The sequence below is a fragment of the Pedobacter frigidisoli genome (assembly GCF_032678525.1).
Taxonomy (GTDB): Bacteria; Bacteroidota; Bacteroidia; order Sphingobacteriales; family Sphingobacteriaceae; genus Pedobacter; species Pedobacter frigidisoli_A.
In genome coordinates this window covers 331792-346372 of sequence record NZ_JAVTSE010000001.1, presented here as the reverse complement: position 1 = coordinate 346372, position 14581 = coordinate 331792, and the positions used below count along the sequence as shown (strand labels likewise).

The window sequence follows — 14581 nt, the reverse complement described above, 5'->3', positions numbered from 1 at the left end:
AAAGATGAAGCCAAATATTAAAAATATAGCTGTACTGACTTCCGGAGGCGATGCCCCCGGGATGAATGCTGCGATAAGAGCTGTTGTACGTACCGGCATTTACCATGGCATTAACATGTTTGGGGTAATGCAAGGGTACCAGGGTTTAATTACCGACAACATAAAACCAATGGACGCCCGTTCTGTAAGCAACATTTTACACCTGGGCGGAACGATATTAAAAACCGCACGTTGTCTTGAATTCAAAACTGAAGAGGGACAGCAGATTGCTTATAATAATTTAAAGAAAAACGACATTGACGGATTAGTGGTGATTGGTGGAGACGGTACATTTACTGGAGCAAAACGTTTCTCAGAAACTTTTGGGGTAAAAGTAATTGGCATTCCGGGCACCATTGATAATGATCTGGTTGGTTCGGACTTTACTCTGGGTTATGATACTGCAATTAATACGGTTATTGAAGCGATTGATAAAATCAGAGATACTGCAGATGCACACGACAGGTTATTCTTTATCGAGGTAATGGGTCGTGATTCAGGATGTATAGCACTTAGAAGCTCTATTGCCACTGGTGCAGAAGCGGTATTATTGCCTGAACGTGAAACGAGCGTTACAGAACTAATTGAAAAGCTTGCACTAGGTGCCGCGACCAAAAAGTCTTCCAGTATCGTAATTGTAGCCGAAGGACATAAACAAGGCGGGGCATATGATATTGCAAAAAAGGTGAAGGAAACCTTTGATCATTATGATACCAAAGTAACCATCTTAGGCCACCTTCAACGCGGCGGGAGCCCTAGCAGTTTCGACAGAATTTTAGGCAGCAGACTTGGTTTTGCGGCCGTAAATGCCTTAATTGCAGGCGAAACAGAACAAATGGTTGGTTTAAAAGGCAACGAGATAAAAATGACAAGCATAACGGAAGCGCTTACCTCGCACAGCTTTAAGCTTGAACCTGATTTAATGGAAATGACGGAGGTACTCTCTATATAATGATAGCAGTTGTTTACAGCGGATCGAGAACAGCATTTTGGAAAATAACTCAGAATGGAAAAGTGATTGCTCACTGCAATACTTCAGGTATAAACCCCTGCTTTGTAGATGCCAAAACAACATTACAGATCCTGAATAAAAAAGTTGCCCTGGTTAACAACGCAGAGAATATTAAAAAGATTTATTTCTTTGCGGCCGGTGCCTCCTCACCAGACAGGCAGGAAGAGCTTGCAAAAACCTTATCATCATTTTTCAGATATAGTAAAATATTTGTTCAAAATGATTTGTTTGGTGCAGCGAAAGCAGCATGTTATGATAAGCCCGGTATTGTAGCCATGCTTGGAAGCGGTGCAAATTGTGCCTATTTTGATGGAAAGAAACCGCTGAACAATAACTTTGGCTTAGGCTATATCCTGGGCGATGAGGGATCGTCAAACTATTTCGGCAAGATGCTTCTTAAAAACTTTTTAAGTGGCGATTTGCCTGCCGATCTGGAAAAAACATTCATTAAAAACTACAATTTAGACAGGCCTCAGATTCTGGAAAGAATTTACAATAAACCACAGGTTAATGTCTTTCTTACCTCCTTTTTCGACTTCTTCACTCAAAACATTAAAAATGAGTATATCATTAACATGATTGATATAGGATTTGAAAAGCATTTCGACACTTATATTTTACCTATGGTAGAAAAGTACGGAGATAAGGAGCTGCACTTTGTAGGCAAAGTAGCCGCCGAACTAGAGGAGCGTTTACAGCTTACTGCAAAAAAATATAATCTTGAAATAAAAAGCATTATTAAAGAACCTATAGTAAATTTATTAAAACATTACACTAATTAACAAAAACAATGAGCAAAATTGGAATAAACGGCTTTGGCCGTATCGGCAGACTGGTTTTCAGAGCTGCATTAAAAAGAGGATTAGATATTGTAGCAATCAACGATTTGATCGAGCCAGATTATATGGCTTATATGTTAAAATATGATACCACTCACGGCAGATTCGATGGTACAATTGAAGTTGTAGATGGTAACTTAGTCGTTAATGGTAAAACTATTCGTGTAACTGCAGAGCGTAATCCTGCTGATTTAAAATGGGATGCTGTAGGTGTTGATATCGTTATCGAATCTACAGGTTTATTCTTAACCCGTGCTGATGCAGAGAAACACATCGCTGCAGGTGCTAAAAAAGTAGTTTTCTCTGCTCCTGCTAAAGATAGCGACATCCCTACTTACGTAATGGGTGTTAACCATGATAAATTAACTGCAGACCAAACTATCGTTTCGAATGCATCTTGTACTACTAACTGTTTAGCACCAATCGCTAAAGTGTTAAATGATAACTTTGGTATCGTTGAAGGCTTAATGAGCACGATCCACGCGGTAACTGCAACTCAGAAAACTGTTGACGGTCCGTCTGCAAAAGACTGGAGAGGTGGACGTGGTGGTTTCTCTAACATCATTCCTTCATCAACTGGTGCTGCAAAAGCAGTAGGTATGGTACTTCCTGAATTAAAAGGTAAATTAACAGGTATGTCATTCCGCGTTCCGGTTGCTGACGTATCAGTAGTTGATTTAACTGCCCGTTTAGAAAAACCAGCAACTTATGAGCAAATCAAAGCGGCGATGAAAGCTGCTTCTGAAGGTGAATTAAAAGGCGTATTGGCTTATACAGAAGATGAAGTAGTGTCATCTGACTTCATTGGTGATGATCATGCTTCTATTTTCGATGCAAAAGCAGGTATTTCATTAAACGATAACTTTGTAAAAGTTGTTTCATGGTATGATAACGAGTGGGGATATTCTTCAGCATTAGCTAAATTCGTAGAATACTACGGTACTTTATAGAAAAAAAAAGCTTTTAAGCTAGTTTTCAACCCTTTAAGAGGTGATGTTTTAAAAAACATCACCTCTTTATTTTTAAATACAATATTTATTAATAAATAACGTTTTATTTTGCGTGTGAAATTATATCTTAGATGAAATTTTAGGAAACTAAAACACTATTAATTTTAAAAAACAGATTCAATAATGCAGTTTTAACTAGCTATTATAAAAATTTTAACCTAAAATTGATTCTATTTGGATATATAGTAACACATTTTGATAATATTTAACAATTACTTAACATATTTTCGATGTATATTTGTTCGGTAGTTGTTTTTAATCCCTAAATCTTCAGAAAAGAGAAACGTAAATAAAAATGACAAAAAAAATACTTAAAAATTTCTTAGTGTATTTTTTACACTATCAATTTTTTTACTATATTTGTAGAGTAATAAATGAACAAGGTTTATTACATCAAAAAAGATAAATCATTTTCGAGTAATGCAAATAGCCTGAAAGAAAATTAAAGACAAAGCCTGGCTCATAACAGGTTTATATTTGGTTAGAAAAAAGAGACACATCTGGATAGAGTGTCTCTTTTCTTTTATACCATATTTTACAAGGAGGCCGATAGCTGAATTTAGCTACCGGTGAATTTTAATTCACCTGACTAATTTAATTCTTTTATCAGCTTACTTCTGATGCGACTAAGGGTTTCCAGCCGCATTCCTAAGAAGCTGGCCAAACACCTCAAAGGTACATTTGAGATATCGAAGGAGTTAAGTTCCAAAAACTTTTCATAACGTCGTTCGGCTGATGGAATTCTGGCCAGGATAGATCTTTCACAGGCAGCGTGATATTGCAGGGCCAGAATTTTTCGACCAATGATATTGGTTTCTGAATACAAATCATATAACATCTGAATGGCCGCATTTGGAATGGCTACCAGCTCAGTATCTTCCAGGGCCTGAAGGTATTCTATGGAAGGACTTATCGACTGACTTGGCGCTTGAATTGCACCTATAAACTCATTTCCAACACTGATCCAGGTGGTGATATCCTTGTGATCCTCTTTAATAAAGCCTCTTACTAAACCATTGACAACAAAATAAACAGATACGTTCTGATCTAAAGGTGAAAGAATGTACTTATTTTTCCTGACCAACATGGCATGCGAATTATTTTTCACCTCTTTGATAAAGCCATTAGATATTGGACTGAGGTTGCTAAAATACTCAAGCATGGCATCGACCAGGAAAATCTTACGGGATTCGAGCATATAATTAATAGGGATAAACGAATAGACCCATAATTATAACAAAACATTAGCATAAAATAAAATAAAGTCGATGATTAAGCCTCCGCAAAGGATAAAGCATTAAAAAAATTAACTTCCCAGGATATAAAACATTAATAATCTGAAGGTTCTGTAACTATCCACCCTTGTTTAATTGCTCAAAAGACGACGGATGGGTTAAAAGTAACATTTGGGTCTCCGGCTTTTCTTGGTTACAAAATAATAACCCACAGAAATTTCATGAGAACCATAATCGTAATTGCTTAATTTATTCAAACTATAATCATAACCATATCCCACACGAAGGTTACTGTTTACAAACAGCTCACTAATAAATCCAATTGCCGCCCGATCTCTCAAATCATTCTGCAGGTTCGTTTTAGGATAGATTTTTATTGAGGTTCTGTAAACTGCTCCTAACCAGAAGCGTTCTTTGACCAGCATAAAAGCATTCAGATCCAAAGAAGTTGGCCCCTTCAGGTCGTCCTTAATTAAAAAGGTGGGTTTAAACACGAATTGGTCATTCAGCGGTAACGCCAGTCCGGATGTTAAATAGAAATGAGGCTCAATTTTAATATTCAAACTGCTATAGTCTGCTGCCACAGACAGCGTCTTACTCAAAAGGTTGTCTGCTGAAAAACCGATAAAAAACTTCTCGTTTGAATAATGGATACCTGCACGGATATCCGGCATAATCTGACTTACGCTACCTGTTGGAATACGGTTATCACCCAACTCAATTGCATCGAGCTGGCTCCCATCTAATCCTGTTTGAATAACTCCTACCCCCAGCCCAAAAGCAAGAATATTGGTTTCAGTACGATCTAATTTAATGCGGTATGCAAAATTTGCAGAGGCACTAAGTGTACTTTGCGCACCGATTTTATCTTTTGTAATGATCCCTCCTATCCCCAGGCTCTCATCATTTATAGCCTCATCGGCGGAAAGGGAAAGCGTTTGCGGCGCCCCCTTAATCCCCGTCCACTGTGCCCGTGCAAAAGCTTGCAGGTAGAGTTCTTCTTTATATCCGGTATAGGCGGGATTAATGTACATGCCATTGAAAACATACTGGCTGAACTGGGCATTTTGCTGAGCATGAATTTGCCATGAACAAATCATAGTCGCAAAAAACAAGATCAAATGCTTTACCGTTTTCATCCTTTTATTCAATTTATCTGATGAGGGTGATATATCCTTTGTATTCGATCCAATCACCGTTACCATTTTTGACCTTTACCACATAGAAATACGTACCATCGCTCAAGCCGGGAGCAGTCCAGTCGTTCAGGTAACCTTTTGATTGAAAAACCGTACTTCCCCACCGGTTAATCACCGTGACATCGTTAAATTCGAAAGCGCTCAGGTTCTCCAGATAAAATGTATCATTTTTCCCATCCCCATTGGGAGTAAATACATTTGGTATTCTTAAACCTGAGATTTCTTTCTGATCTGTTGATGTGTTATTAGTGAGTACCGGATCGAACTCTTTTGCAGTAACTGTTGCGGTATTGGTTACCATTCCAGGCTGTCGGGCGCGAACTTTTACAATCAGTTCGGCGAAATTTCCGTTTGCGAGAAAATCAATATTCCATCCAATGGTTCTTGTAGCGGTATTATAGTTCGCTACGCCCACAGTTGGCTCAGATATACTTTCGAAAATGAGATTATCCGGCAGCGCATCTTTTATGTTTAAAGATGTAGCATCACTCTTTCCATTGTTTCTCACATCAAGATAATATTCAAAGACCTGATTACTCAGCACATTTCTACGTTCTGAACGTTTGGTAATGGCTACATCGGCAGATACAATATCTTCTACAACAAGTTCAATTTCGTCTGATAAATCTGATGTACAGCCAAAACTGTTGATGGAGGCTACACGATATATCCCTGCAGTTGCAGTAACGATACTTTCTTTATTCTGCCCGTTCACCAGTATACCATCCTTATACCAAATGTACGTGGTGGCCCCTCCCGAGTTTGCGCGCAAAGCTATCGCAGATCCTTTTTTGATCGTGATTACTTGCCGCCCAGCGGGTACGGTCTGGCCAATTACTGTCGTACTTAAAAACAACAGACAGGCCATAAACAGGAAGGTATAAAACCTCAGCCTCATTTACTTGATATGCAGAAAATAGAAAACTACCTCAATTAGAAAGTAACCGGAGTTGCACCGCCAATAGCTGAACCAGGTGTGATGGTTGGTTTTGTTGGTTTGGCGCTTACCACAACATCGTGTTGCGCAGTTTCAGGACAATATTTGTTTGTACCAATTAAATAACCCGCTCTCAACAAATATTTTGTAGTACCAACACTAGATGCAGCAACTGTCGGAGTATAATCTTTTTGAGTTGCACCGGAAATAGCCGTTTCAGTCGAACCAGAAACAGTATACCACTGGTAAGCGAAAGTTGTTGTATTGGGATCAGTGCTGCTTACAGTTCCTACCTGGGTTAATGGAGATTCAATACAGTAGTTAGCTGAAGTAAAGTCAACCGTTAACGGTTTTAGCACATAAACCGGGATTTCCTGCATTTCAGATTCGCAGGATCCCGCAGTAGTCGATTTTGAGCTTAAGTAATAATATCCTGTTTGCAACGTACCTGCAGGTATCGTATTTCCAGTTGTTAAAGTAATAACCGTAGATGGTGTAGTGGTAGCCGTAGCGCTATACCTTACGATCCAGTCGGTATTTGATGCAGCTGGTGGCAAAGTTAAACCGGAACCAGCACAGAAAAGGCTTACACCTGTTGTAGTTGGCAACACCTGTGCGGAAGATGTTAATGAAGTGCAGGCTAAGATCACTGCAAAGAATAAAATTGCTTTTGTAATTGTACGTTTCATGGGGACTTTTTTTTGTTTTTTTTGATTTAATATTGTGATGAAATAGGAACCAGCACATGTGGGGCTGGTGGTCTTTGATTTACTTTTAAATTGAAATTGATTGATGTGCTGCAGCCACGATCATTCTTAATGGTTAAAACTGCCGGATAAGTTCCTGGGGAAATATGCGCGGGTACATCAAATGGAATATTATTAGCAGGCAAAGGCTGATCATTTACATTTGTAAAATCTGTTGAACTCCAGGTGATGCTATAGCTAACCGGATTGTATTGTGAATTTGTATAACTTAAAGACGAACTAATAAAGCCTGCACAGATCTCCGGATCTGAACCTATTGTGAGACCTGGAACCATATTTACATTAACTGAAAAATCGGTGCTATTAGCACAGGCAGTACTTGTGGCTGCTATTGAATACCTGATCGTTGTCGTCCCTGCTGCCACCCCCAGCACTTCACCAGTGCTGTTTACTGTTGCAACATTCGTATTCAAACTCGACCAGGTTCCTCCAGAGGTAGTATTCGTTAAAGTTGAGGTCGATCCTACACAAACACTAGCTGATCCACTTGTACCATTAAGCACAGCAACAGGCAGCACAATTACATTCACGGCTGCACGGCTACTACTTATACAACCAGTTGTCGTATTATAAGCCTCAACATAATACATCCGATTAGCAGTGAGTACAGGTGTGCTGTATGTGGTGGCCGTGGTTAATAATGTACCATTTGTTGCTAAATCATACCAACGGTAGGCAATGCCTGTGACAGGATTGTCAACAAATAATGTAGCAGTTGAACCTGAACAGGTCGTAGTATTTGCAGCAGAAACAGTTGGTAAGGGATTTACATTGATGGTAACTTTGACTCTTTCGGAGATCGAAGCGGTACAATTATCCCGTTTCGATTGCACATAATAAGTATGGGTACCAACTGACAAGCCAGTGAGGATGTAAGTTGGGCCTGTATGTAAACTTGTAGTCGTGGTTTGATCCGCATACCAGTTATATGTGGTACACGATTGGATATTGTTAACTGATAATACTGTCGACGGGACGGCAAAACATACATCCTTTGTCACAGCGAGGGCACCATCAATTAGCGGAACTGGTTTAGGAATAACTTTAGTGACATTATAAATTCTTACGGTCCCACTAATCCCCAAAGCACCTCCATAAGAAATGCGTACTCGGTCGAATGAAGAGTTTATGGCAAAGCTTATTTCTGTTAAATTGGGATATCCTGGGACTGATTTACTTACGATACCGCTGGCGGTAGTGGCTGAAGTCAAACCGTTCGCACCAAGGTAAGTCTGGATACCTAATCCTCCAAATAAATTTAATCCACCTCCCAGGTTTTCAATGATCACCTTCGCCGAATCACCAGGAACTGAAGCCCTGGCAAACACAGCCGTCAGGTAAGCAGAGTTTAACACATTTAAGCCTGCACTTAGCGAAGCATAGGTAGTAAATGGACTCGCATCGATGGCATTCGCCTCGCCCGACACGGAGCCAAATGCACTGCCTACAGGTAAAACAGCGTTGTCTGATAATCCACTGATGACATCAACTCCTTTATCGCAATCGGGAATCTCTGTCGTATTTTCCAGTACATAAGCACCATATATATCTGTAGAAATGGGAATAGAAAGGATACCCCCGGTAAGCTTCACATATACACCATTGGCCTGTTCTCCTGAAGTAAGCTGAACAGGAATCTCAACTGTACCAGGGCCTCCAACCAGCCCAACTACAGTTGTTCCGTTATATTTTAGGGTTTGTATTTTTGCAGTTCCCGATGTGGTGTACCTGAATGTACCGATTTCAATTGCGCCTCCTGCATTCAGAAAAGTTGAGGGAAGTGAAAGCTTAACATATATTGTATTGGGTCCGCTTATTACTTTCCGGGTAATTTTATTTGCCTCCCTGAATTCCAGAAACTGCGTAATATCTGCCCCTAAAACTGCTTGTAAATATAAATTACTACTTGTAAAAGGATCTTCATCAACCGCATTTGAAGGATCATTTACAGTACCGGTTGACAGGAAATTTATATTGCGTTCAAAAAATTGTGAATTAGCGTATACGCGCGACTGATTTGCACATGCCTGGGCATACAAATGATAAGGGAGGACTAAAATAAGCCCAAGTACAAGGGATAGACAGAAATACCGTTTCAATTTGTTTGGGAGAGCACAACTTAAACGTTTACCCCTCTCTTTACGTAAAACTGTATAACGCGGTTTTTCTAATTATTCTTTTCGTTCATTATTTTCTCCAAAAAGAACATATCTATACCCAACCCTTCAATTTTAAACCATTTAATTTTTATAAAAAATTAGAAATAACATTTTGGACGTCGGCTTTTCGCAGTATTTAAGTAGTAGCCAATCGATATTTCATGCGAGCCGTAATCGTAATTACCGAGTTTATTCAAGCTATAATCATAGCCATAACCAATCCTTAAGTTAGACTGCACAAAAAATTCTGCAATTAAGCCTATTGCACTCCTGTTTCTCACGTCAGACTGAAGCAAAGGTTTAGGATATAATTTAACAGAAGTCCGGTACACTCCACCAAGCCATAATCGTTCCCGGATCATCATAGAAGCATTAAGATCCAGGGAGGTTGGTCCATTAAGGTCATCTTTGATTAAAAAAGATGGCTTGAATAAAAAGTCATTGTTCATCGGAAAAACCATTCCGGCGGTTAAATAAAAATGTGGCTTACTGGTAATGCTTAATAAACTGTTATCCTGAAAAACCGATAAATATTGCGACAACAGGTTATTCGCGGAAAATCCAACAAAAAATTTCTCATTAGAATAATGAACCCCGGATCTGATGTCTGGAACCACCCGACTTTCAAATCCTGTTGGAATCCTGTTATCCCCGGATTCTGTAGGATCAAGCAAACTACCGTTTAAACCCATCTGCATCACGCCTACTCCCACGCCAAAGGCCAGAACATTTGTTTCAGTCCGGTCTAACTTAATTCGATACGCGAAATTCCCTGATAGATTTAATGAACTCTGTGCACCAATCTTATCTTTGGATACTAAAAGTCCCAAACCCAGGCTCTCGTCCTTTACCGCCTCATCAACGGAAATTGAAAGCGTTTGGGGCGCCCCTTTAATTCCTGTCCATTGGGAACGGACAAAGGCCTGCATATACAATTCCTCTTTATATCCTGCATAGGCCGGATTAATAAACAGCCCGTTAAACATATACTGGCCAAACTGCGCATTTTGCTGCGCGATGGTTAACATGCAGCACAAACATAAAAACAGTGTGATCAAAATCCTTTTCATACGCTCATCTTTTTATCTGATTACTGCTACATAGCCTTTAAACTCTTCCCATTCGGATGCTGCATTTTTCACTTTAAGTACATAAAAGTAGGTTCCATCAACCAATCCGTCGGCAGTCCAGTCGTTCAAATAGCCATTTTTTTCATATACAGTACTCCCCCATCTGTTGATGATGGTAAGCTGGTTTTCACTGTAACTTTCAAGGCGTTCAACAAAGAAAGTTTCATTTTTTCCATCCCCGTTAGGAGTAAATACATTCGGAATTTTAATTCCGATAATCTCTTTGCTATCGGTAGAGGTATTGTTTGATGGGTTGGGATCGACCTCACTGATGGTCACTGTAGCACTATTCACTACTTTGCCAGCTTTCGTGGCTTTCACATTAATCACCAGATCGATAAACTGACCATTGGCGAGCGCGGGAATATTCCAGGAGATGGTTTTGGTCGACTGATCATATGTCGTAGTCCCACTAACCGGGGGATCAACGCTTACCAACACTAAATTCTCCGGAAGGGCATCACTTACTGAGATATTGGTGGCATCACCCTGTCCGTTGTTGCGTACCAATAACGTGTATTTGAAAGCTTCATTATTCATCACCTGCCTGATTTCTGATCTTTTCACGATTGAAATGTCTGCAGATACGGCTGTTTGCATAGTTACGATCACTTCATCTGAGGGATCTCCACTGCAACCGCCCAAACTCAAAGTAATTACGGAATAATTACCGGCACCCGAGACTACATAATCACGTAGAGTGGCACCTGCAATGGCTTCACCATTTCGAAACCATTGATAGGAATCGGCTCCTGTTGCATTAGCCCTGAGTTTAACGGTTGAACCTTGCTTTAGACTTATGGGCAGCAAAACATTAGATTGCGCAAAGCATGCTACTGTACAAAACAGTAGCACGCCGAGCGCAGTTATCCCTAGTTTGCTGAACATGAAAACTTTTAAGTCAAAAGTTAAGGTGTAACAGTTATAGTTGCCTGCCCTGGTTTAACTGTAACCTTAATAGTTGTAGCGGCAGTTCCTGTACATGTTGCTGCTGGCACAATAGTCGTTGTACCTGCTGTATAACTAGCTACAGCTGTGAAGTTATAATCCCCTGCTGCAATTTTTACTTTAGTAGTAAATGTCTCGGTTGTTGCTGAAACATCTCCTAAATTGGCAAGTTCGGTAGGAGTTAAAGCAATAGTGTTTTTCGATGCTGACCAAACATACCTGAGAGAAAGACCCGTTGGCAATGGGAGTGTTGTATTTGTGTTACTAGCAGTAATTACTAGCGTTTCAGTCTGATCTGTACAATATACACTTCCAGGAGCACTCACCGCTATGGCAGGGGGAGGGAGTTTGAATATGTTTATTACATCAGACGGTGAACTTGGGCAGAGTTTTGGGTCATTAGGCTCAATGGTAACAACATAGGTGTGATTACCATCTGTTAATGAGGAAGAAGTTTCATAGGTAGCATTTGAGCCATTGTAAACTATTGCCGGCTGAACATTTCCATCAATCGTCCATATAATTTTGTCGTTAGTCACAGGCGTGTAGCCCATTGTTGAGAAATTCGGTGTTAATTTCACTGTTCCGGTTCCGCAAACGTAGGCACTTGGCGTTTGCGCCAACGCCGCGGCAGGCAGCAGAAACATTAAGAATCCAAAGATTCTCCATTTCAATTTAGTAGCATTAGTTTTCATAATCATGGGATTTAGGGTTAATTATTTTCTTTATTTTTTATTCGTTTATGGACACTGTTGGTTTGTGCGGTACAAGCTTTACCCTGAAACTGATTGGTATCTGGCGCTCGCAACCGAAGGCATTTTTAATGGTTAAAGTTCCGTTGTATACATCAACCGGAGCATTCGACGGAGCGTTAATGACAATTTTACCAGGTAGCAAGGGCTGGTTTACAACATTTGATAATGGTCCGCTATTCCAGGTAATACTATAAGTTATCGGAGTATTAACTGGATTTGTGTAAGGTATTTCAGTTGATGTCAGACCTTCACAAATTCCCGGATCCGGGCCAAGTGTCAGGTTGGGCTGAGGCGTAACATTAATATTAAAATCAACTGCTTTGGCGCAATAAGTAGCGTCTTCTGCCACGCTATAAGTAATCACAACCGAACCGGTTGTCACGGCCGTAACCTTTCCGGTTACATCTACTGTAGCAATAGCTGCATCTGAAGTACTCCAAACTCCTCCGGCATAAGTATTACCAAGCGTTTGCACCGTACCACCACACATAGTGCTTTGTCCGGTTATGCCAGGAACCGGAGCAAACTGCTTCACCGTAGCGGTAGCTGGTTTAAGTCCACCGGCATTCTTACAACCCGTCAATATATTGATCGCTTCAACGTAGTAATTTGTCGTAGCTATTAAAGCTGGTGTGGTATATGTTGAACCAGCAGTGATTGGGGTACCACCCGAGGCTGATGTGTACCAATTATAAGTATAAGCGGCATCCGGACTATCAACAGATAGCATTGCAGTAGAACCTGCACATATAGTTGCGTCCTTTAGCACCAAGGGGGGCAGCGGGTTAACTTTAAGTTTTACCCTCAACCTTTCAGATACTGAAGCAACGCAGTAAGTCCTGCTGGCCTGTACGTAGTAGCTATAATCACCTGCTGCTAATGTATTTGAGGTGGTGTAGCTTAAACCAGTATGCAAAAGAGTCCCTCCGGTTTCCGCATCGTACCATTTGTATTCTGTGCAACTTTGCGGATTCTGCACAGAAAATGTTGCTGTTTCGCCTTGACAAATCACACGCTCATCAGCCGTTGATGGATCAACCAATGTCCTGGGCCTGGCTAGCTTTCTTTTAATATCATAAATCCTTAACGAACCCAATACGCCTGCTAAACCACCGGTAGTAATTTCCAATCGATCGTAGACGGCAGTAATTGGAAAAGTCAGTACATATTTATCGGTAGAACCCGGAAAGAGCTTAATATTTAAAAATGTACCGGTATTGTCGAACGCCGGACCGGCCTTTGCGCCATTTAAATAAGGCTGAATAATAAAGCCGGTTAACAAATTAAGATTTAACAATCCACCTCCCGGCTTTCCTAAAACAATACTAACTGAATCTGCAGGCTGTGAAGGTTTGTTAAAAATTGCTGTAAGAAATATTTTATTGAGTACAGACGCTCCAACATCCATAAGCGCATAACTATCCTGATCGCTATCAATAGCATTAAATGGATCTGTGACTTTTCCTGTTGCATTAAGCACACCACCAATAACAGTTGGCTGAACGCCTGACAGTACATCAATTACTTCGTCACAGTCGATCTGACTGGTGGTTAACTCCATGATGTAGGCATGAAATAGCTTTGCGGTTAGTGCTACCGATAGCGCATTGCCTGAAACCTTAACATAAATTCCATTGTAAATCTGAGCTGGCGTAAGGGTAATTTCTATCTCTCCCGCACCACTTATTGCACCAGCAATATTAGCAGAAGTATAAATTGGTGTCATCGTAGCATCTTGTCCGGCAAAATGCCCGGCGCCTAAAAGTGCCGGCCAGCTTGCCTCAACATCATGAAGATTTGTAAAAGACCCAATTTCAACCCCGCTAAGCACGCTAAGTACTTCGGTTGGGAGAGAAATTTTTACGGTAACAGGTGTATTTGCCGGGATTGATCTCGGAGTAACGCTGTTAGTGGTAAATTGTAAAAATTGAGTGGTCGAAGCCAGACCTAGCAAACCTACGCCAACCCCCAGTGTAGATGCATCCTTAACCTGACCATTTACCGCAAAGGGCGCATCAGATATAGTTCCGTAAATCAATACAGGATTTCCCAACACTCCCAAACCAGCCCTTAAACTTCCCTGAAAATCCGCATAAGTCCGCTTCGTATTTTCACACTGCGCATAAATCAAGGCAGGTAAAAAACACAGGGCAAACATCAGGAAAGAGAAAATAGAGCGACTTTTCAATTTCGGCTAAGTAAAGAGACGGAAAAATGGTTGTTTGTTTGGTAACTTGAACAAAAGTACAGCGACGAAATGCGAGTTTAGTCGTTCACTTTATTCATTAAACTAGGATAACTAACTGAAAAAGCGGGTTTTATTGATAAATATCAAATAACCTCATTCATCGGGGAGATGAGCTCAATGCCTAAGCTAAGAGCATATGATTATGGATAGCACGATTTTTTTAGACCACTTTAAGCACCATTAAAGTTAATCCAACAGAAAACAGCACAAAAAACTAAAATTAAACTTGCAGGTGAAGTTTCTTATCGTATCTTTGCACCCACTTTGAATGCTTCCACTTCAAAGTGGAGAAAGCCTTTCAGC

At 40.4% G+C, this 14581-nt stretch carries 12 protein-coding genes; 3 read left to right on the top strand and 9 right to left on the bottom strand.

Translation table 11 applies throughout. From position 1 onward, the window contains the following. The first annotated feature begins 4 nt into the window (after window positions 1–4). The 3 genes from pfkA to gap are packed head-to-tail and all read left to right on the top strand — an operon-like array spanning window position 5 to window position 2840. Window positions 5–991, top strand: coding sequence for a 6-phosphofructokinase (gene pfkA / locus R2Q80_RS01415; RefSeq protein ID WP_316797883.1), 987 nt, complete (start codon window positions 5–7; stop codon window positions 989–991). After that, window positions 991–1833: a hypothetical protein gene (locus R2Q80_RS01410; protein WP_316797882.1), complete on the top strand. Its 843-nt coding sequence runs from the start codon at window positions 991–993 to the stop codon at window positions 1831–1833. Before pfkA ends, R2Q80_RS01410 begins: the two co-directional genes overlap by 1 nt. Before the next feature lie 8 nt (window positions 1834–1841). After that, window positions 1842–2840, top strand: coding sequence for a type I glyceraldehyde-3-phosphate dehydrogenase (gap, locus tag R2Q80_RS01405; protein ID WP_047798224.1), 999 nt, complete (start codon window positions 1842–1844; stop codon window positions 2838–2840). Window positions 2841–3489: 649 nt separating this feature from the next. Here the strand turns inward: gap and R2Q80_RS01400 are convergent. The 9 genes from R2Q80_RS01400 to R2Q80_RS01360 all read right to left on the bottom strand — a co-directional run bounded on the left by R2Q80_RS01400 (window position 3490) and on the right by R2Q80_RS01360 (window position 14218). Then, on the bottom strand, window positions 3490–4098 hold the full coding sequence (locus R2Q80_RS01400; RefSeq protein ID WP_316797881.1) for a Crp/Fnr family transcriptional regulator: 609 nt from the start codon (window positions 4096–4098) through the stop codon (window positions 3490–3492). 195 nt (window positions 4099–4293) lie between these two features. After that, window positions 4294–5274 (bottom strand): type IX secretion system membrane protein PorP/SprF, encoded by a 981-nt coding sequence (locus R2Q80_RS01395; RefSeq protein WP_316797880.1) that lies wholly within the window; start codon window positions 5272–5274, stop codon window positions 4294–4296. Between the two features lie 13 nt (window positions 5275–5287). Then, window positions 5288–6232, bottom strand: coding sequence for a gliding motility-associated C-terminal domain-containing protein (locus tag R2Q80_RS01390; RefSeq protein ID WP_316797879.1), 945 nt, complete (start codon window positions 6230–6232; stop codon window positions 5288–5290). 35 nt (window positions 6233–6267) lie between these two features. After that, a complete protein-coding gene (locus R2Q80_RS01385) occupies window positions 6268–6960 on the bottom strand; it encodes a hypothetical protein (protein ID WP_316797878.1) in 693 nt (230 codons plus the stop codon). A 26-nt stretch (window positions 6961–6986) separates the two neighbouring features. After that, window positions 6987–9137: an Ig-like domain-containing protein gene (locus R2Q80_RS01380; protein WP_316797877.1), complete on the bottom strand. Its 2151-nt coding sequence runs from the start codon at window positions 9135–9137 to the stop codon at window positions 6987–6989. Window positions 9138–9295: 158 nt separating this feature from the next. After that, window positions 9296–10267 (bottom strand): type IX secretion system membrane protein PorP/SprF, encoded by a 972-nt coding sequence (locus tag R2Q80_RS01375; protein WP_316797876.1) that lies wholly within the window; start codon window positions 10265–10267, stop codon window positions 9296–9298. A 12-nt stretch (window positions 10268–10279) separates the two neighbouring features. Continuing rightward, window positions 10280–11215, bottom strand: coding sequence for a gliding motility-associated C-terminal domain-containing protein (locus R2Q80_RS01370; RefSeq protein WP_316797875.1), 936 nt, complete (start codon window positions 11213–11215; stop codon window positions 10280–10282). Between the two features lie 20 nt (window positions 11216–11235). Further along, window positions 11236–11970, bottom strand: a complete 735-nt coding sequence (locus tag R2Q80_RS01365; protein ID WP_316797874.1) for a hypothetical protein — start codon at window positions 11968–11970, stop codon at window positions 11236–11238. Between the two features lie 37 nt (window positions 11971–12007). After that, window positions 12008–14218: a hypothetical protein gene (locus R2Q80_RS01360; protein WP_316797873.1), complete on the bottom strand. Its 2211-nt coding sequence runs from the start codon at window positions 14216–14218 to the stop codon at window positions 12008–12010. Window positions 14219–14581: the final 363 nt, after the last annotated feature.

Excerpts from the sequence above, each read along its gene's own strand:
- R2Q80_RS01375 (WP_316797876.1), bottom strand. The coding sequence starts at position 10,267 with ATGAAAAGGATTTTGATCACACTGTTTTTATGTTTGTGCTGCATGTTA.
- R2Q80_RS01410 (WP_316797882.1), top strand. The coding sequence starts at position 991 with ATGATAGCAGTTGTTTACAGCGGATCGAGAACAGCATTTTGGAAAATA.
- R2Q80_RS01385 (WP_316797878.1), bottom strand. The coding sequence starts at position 6,960 with ATGAAACGTACAATTACAAAAGCAATTTTATTCTTTGCAGTGATCTTA.
- R2Q80_RS01390 (WP_316797879.1), bottom strand. The coding sequence starts at position 6,232 with ATGAGGCTGAGGTTTTATACCTTCCTGTTTATGGCCTGTCTGTTGTTT.
- R2Q80_RS01395 (WP_316797880.1), bottom strand. The coding sequence starts at position 5,274 with ATGAAAACGGTAAAGCATTTGATCTTGTTTTTTGCGACTATGATTTGT.
- R2Q80_RS01365 (WP_316797874.1), bottom strand. The coding sequence starts at position 11,970 with ATGAAAACTAATGCTACTAAATTGAAATGGAGAATCTTTGGATTCTTA.
- pfkA (WP_316797883.1), top strand. The coding sequence starts at position 5 with ATGAAGCCAAATATTAAAAATATAGCTGTACTGACTTCCGGAGGCGAT.
- R2Q80_RS01370 (WP_316797875.1), bottom strand. The coding sequence starts at position 11,215 with ATGTTCAGCAAACTAGGGATAACTGCGCTCGGCGTGCTACTGTTTTGT.
- R2Q80_RS01400 (WP_316797881.1), bottom strand. The coding sequence starts at position 4,098 with ATGCTCGAATCCCGTAAGATTTTCCTGGTCGATGCCATGCTTGAGTAT.
- gap (WP_047798224.1), top strand. The coding sequence starts at position 1,842 with ATGAGCAAAATTGGAATAAACGGCTTTGGCCGTATCGGCAGACTGGTT.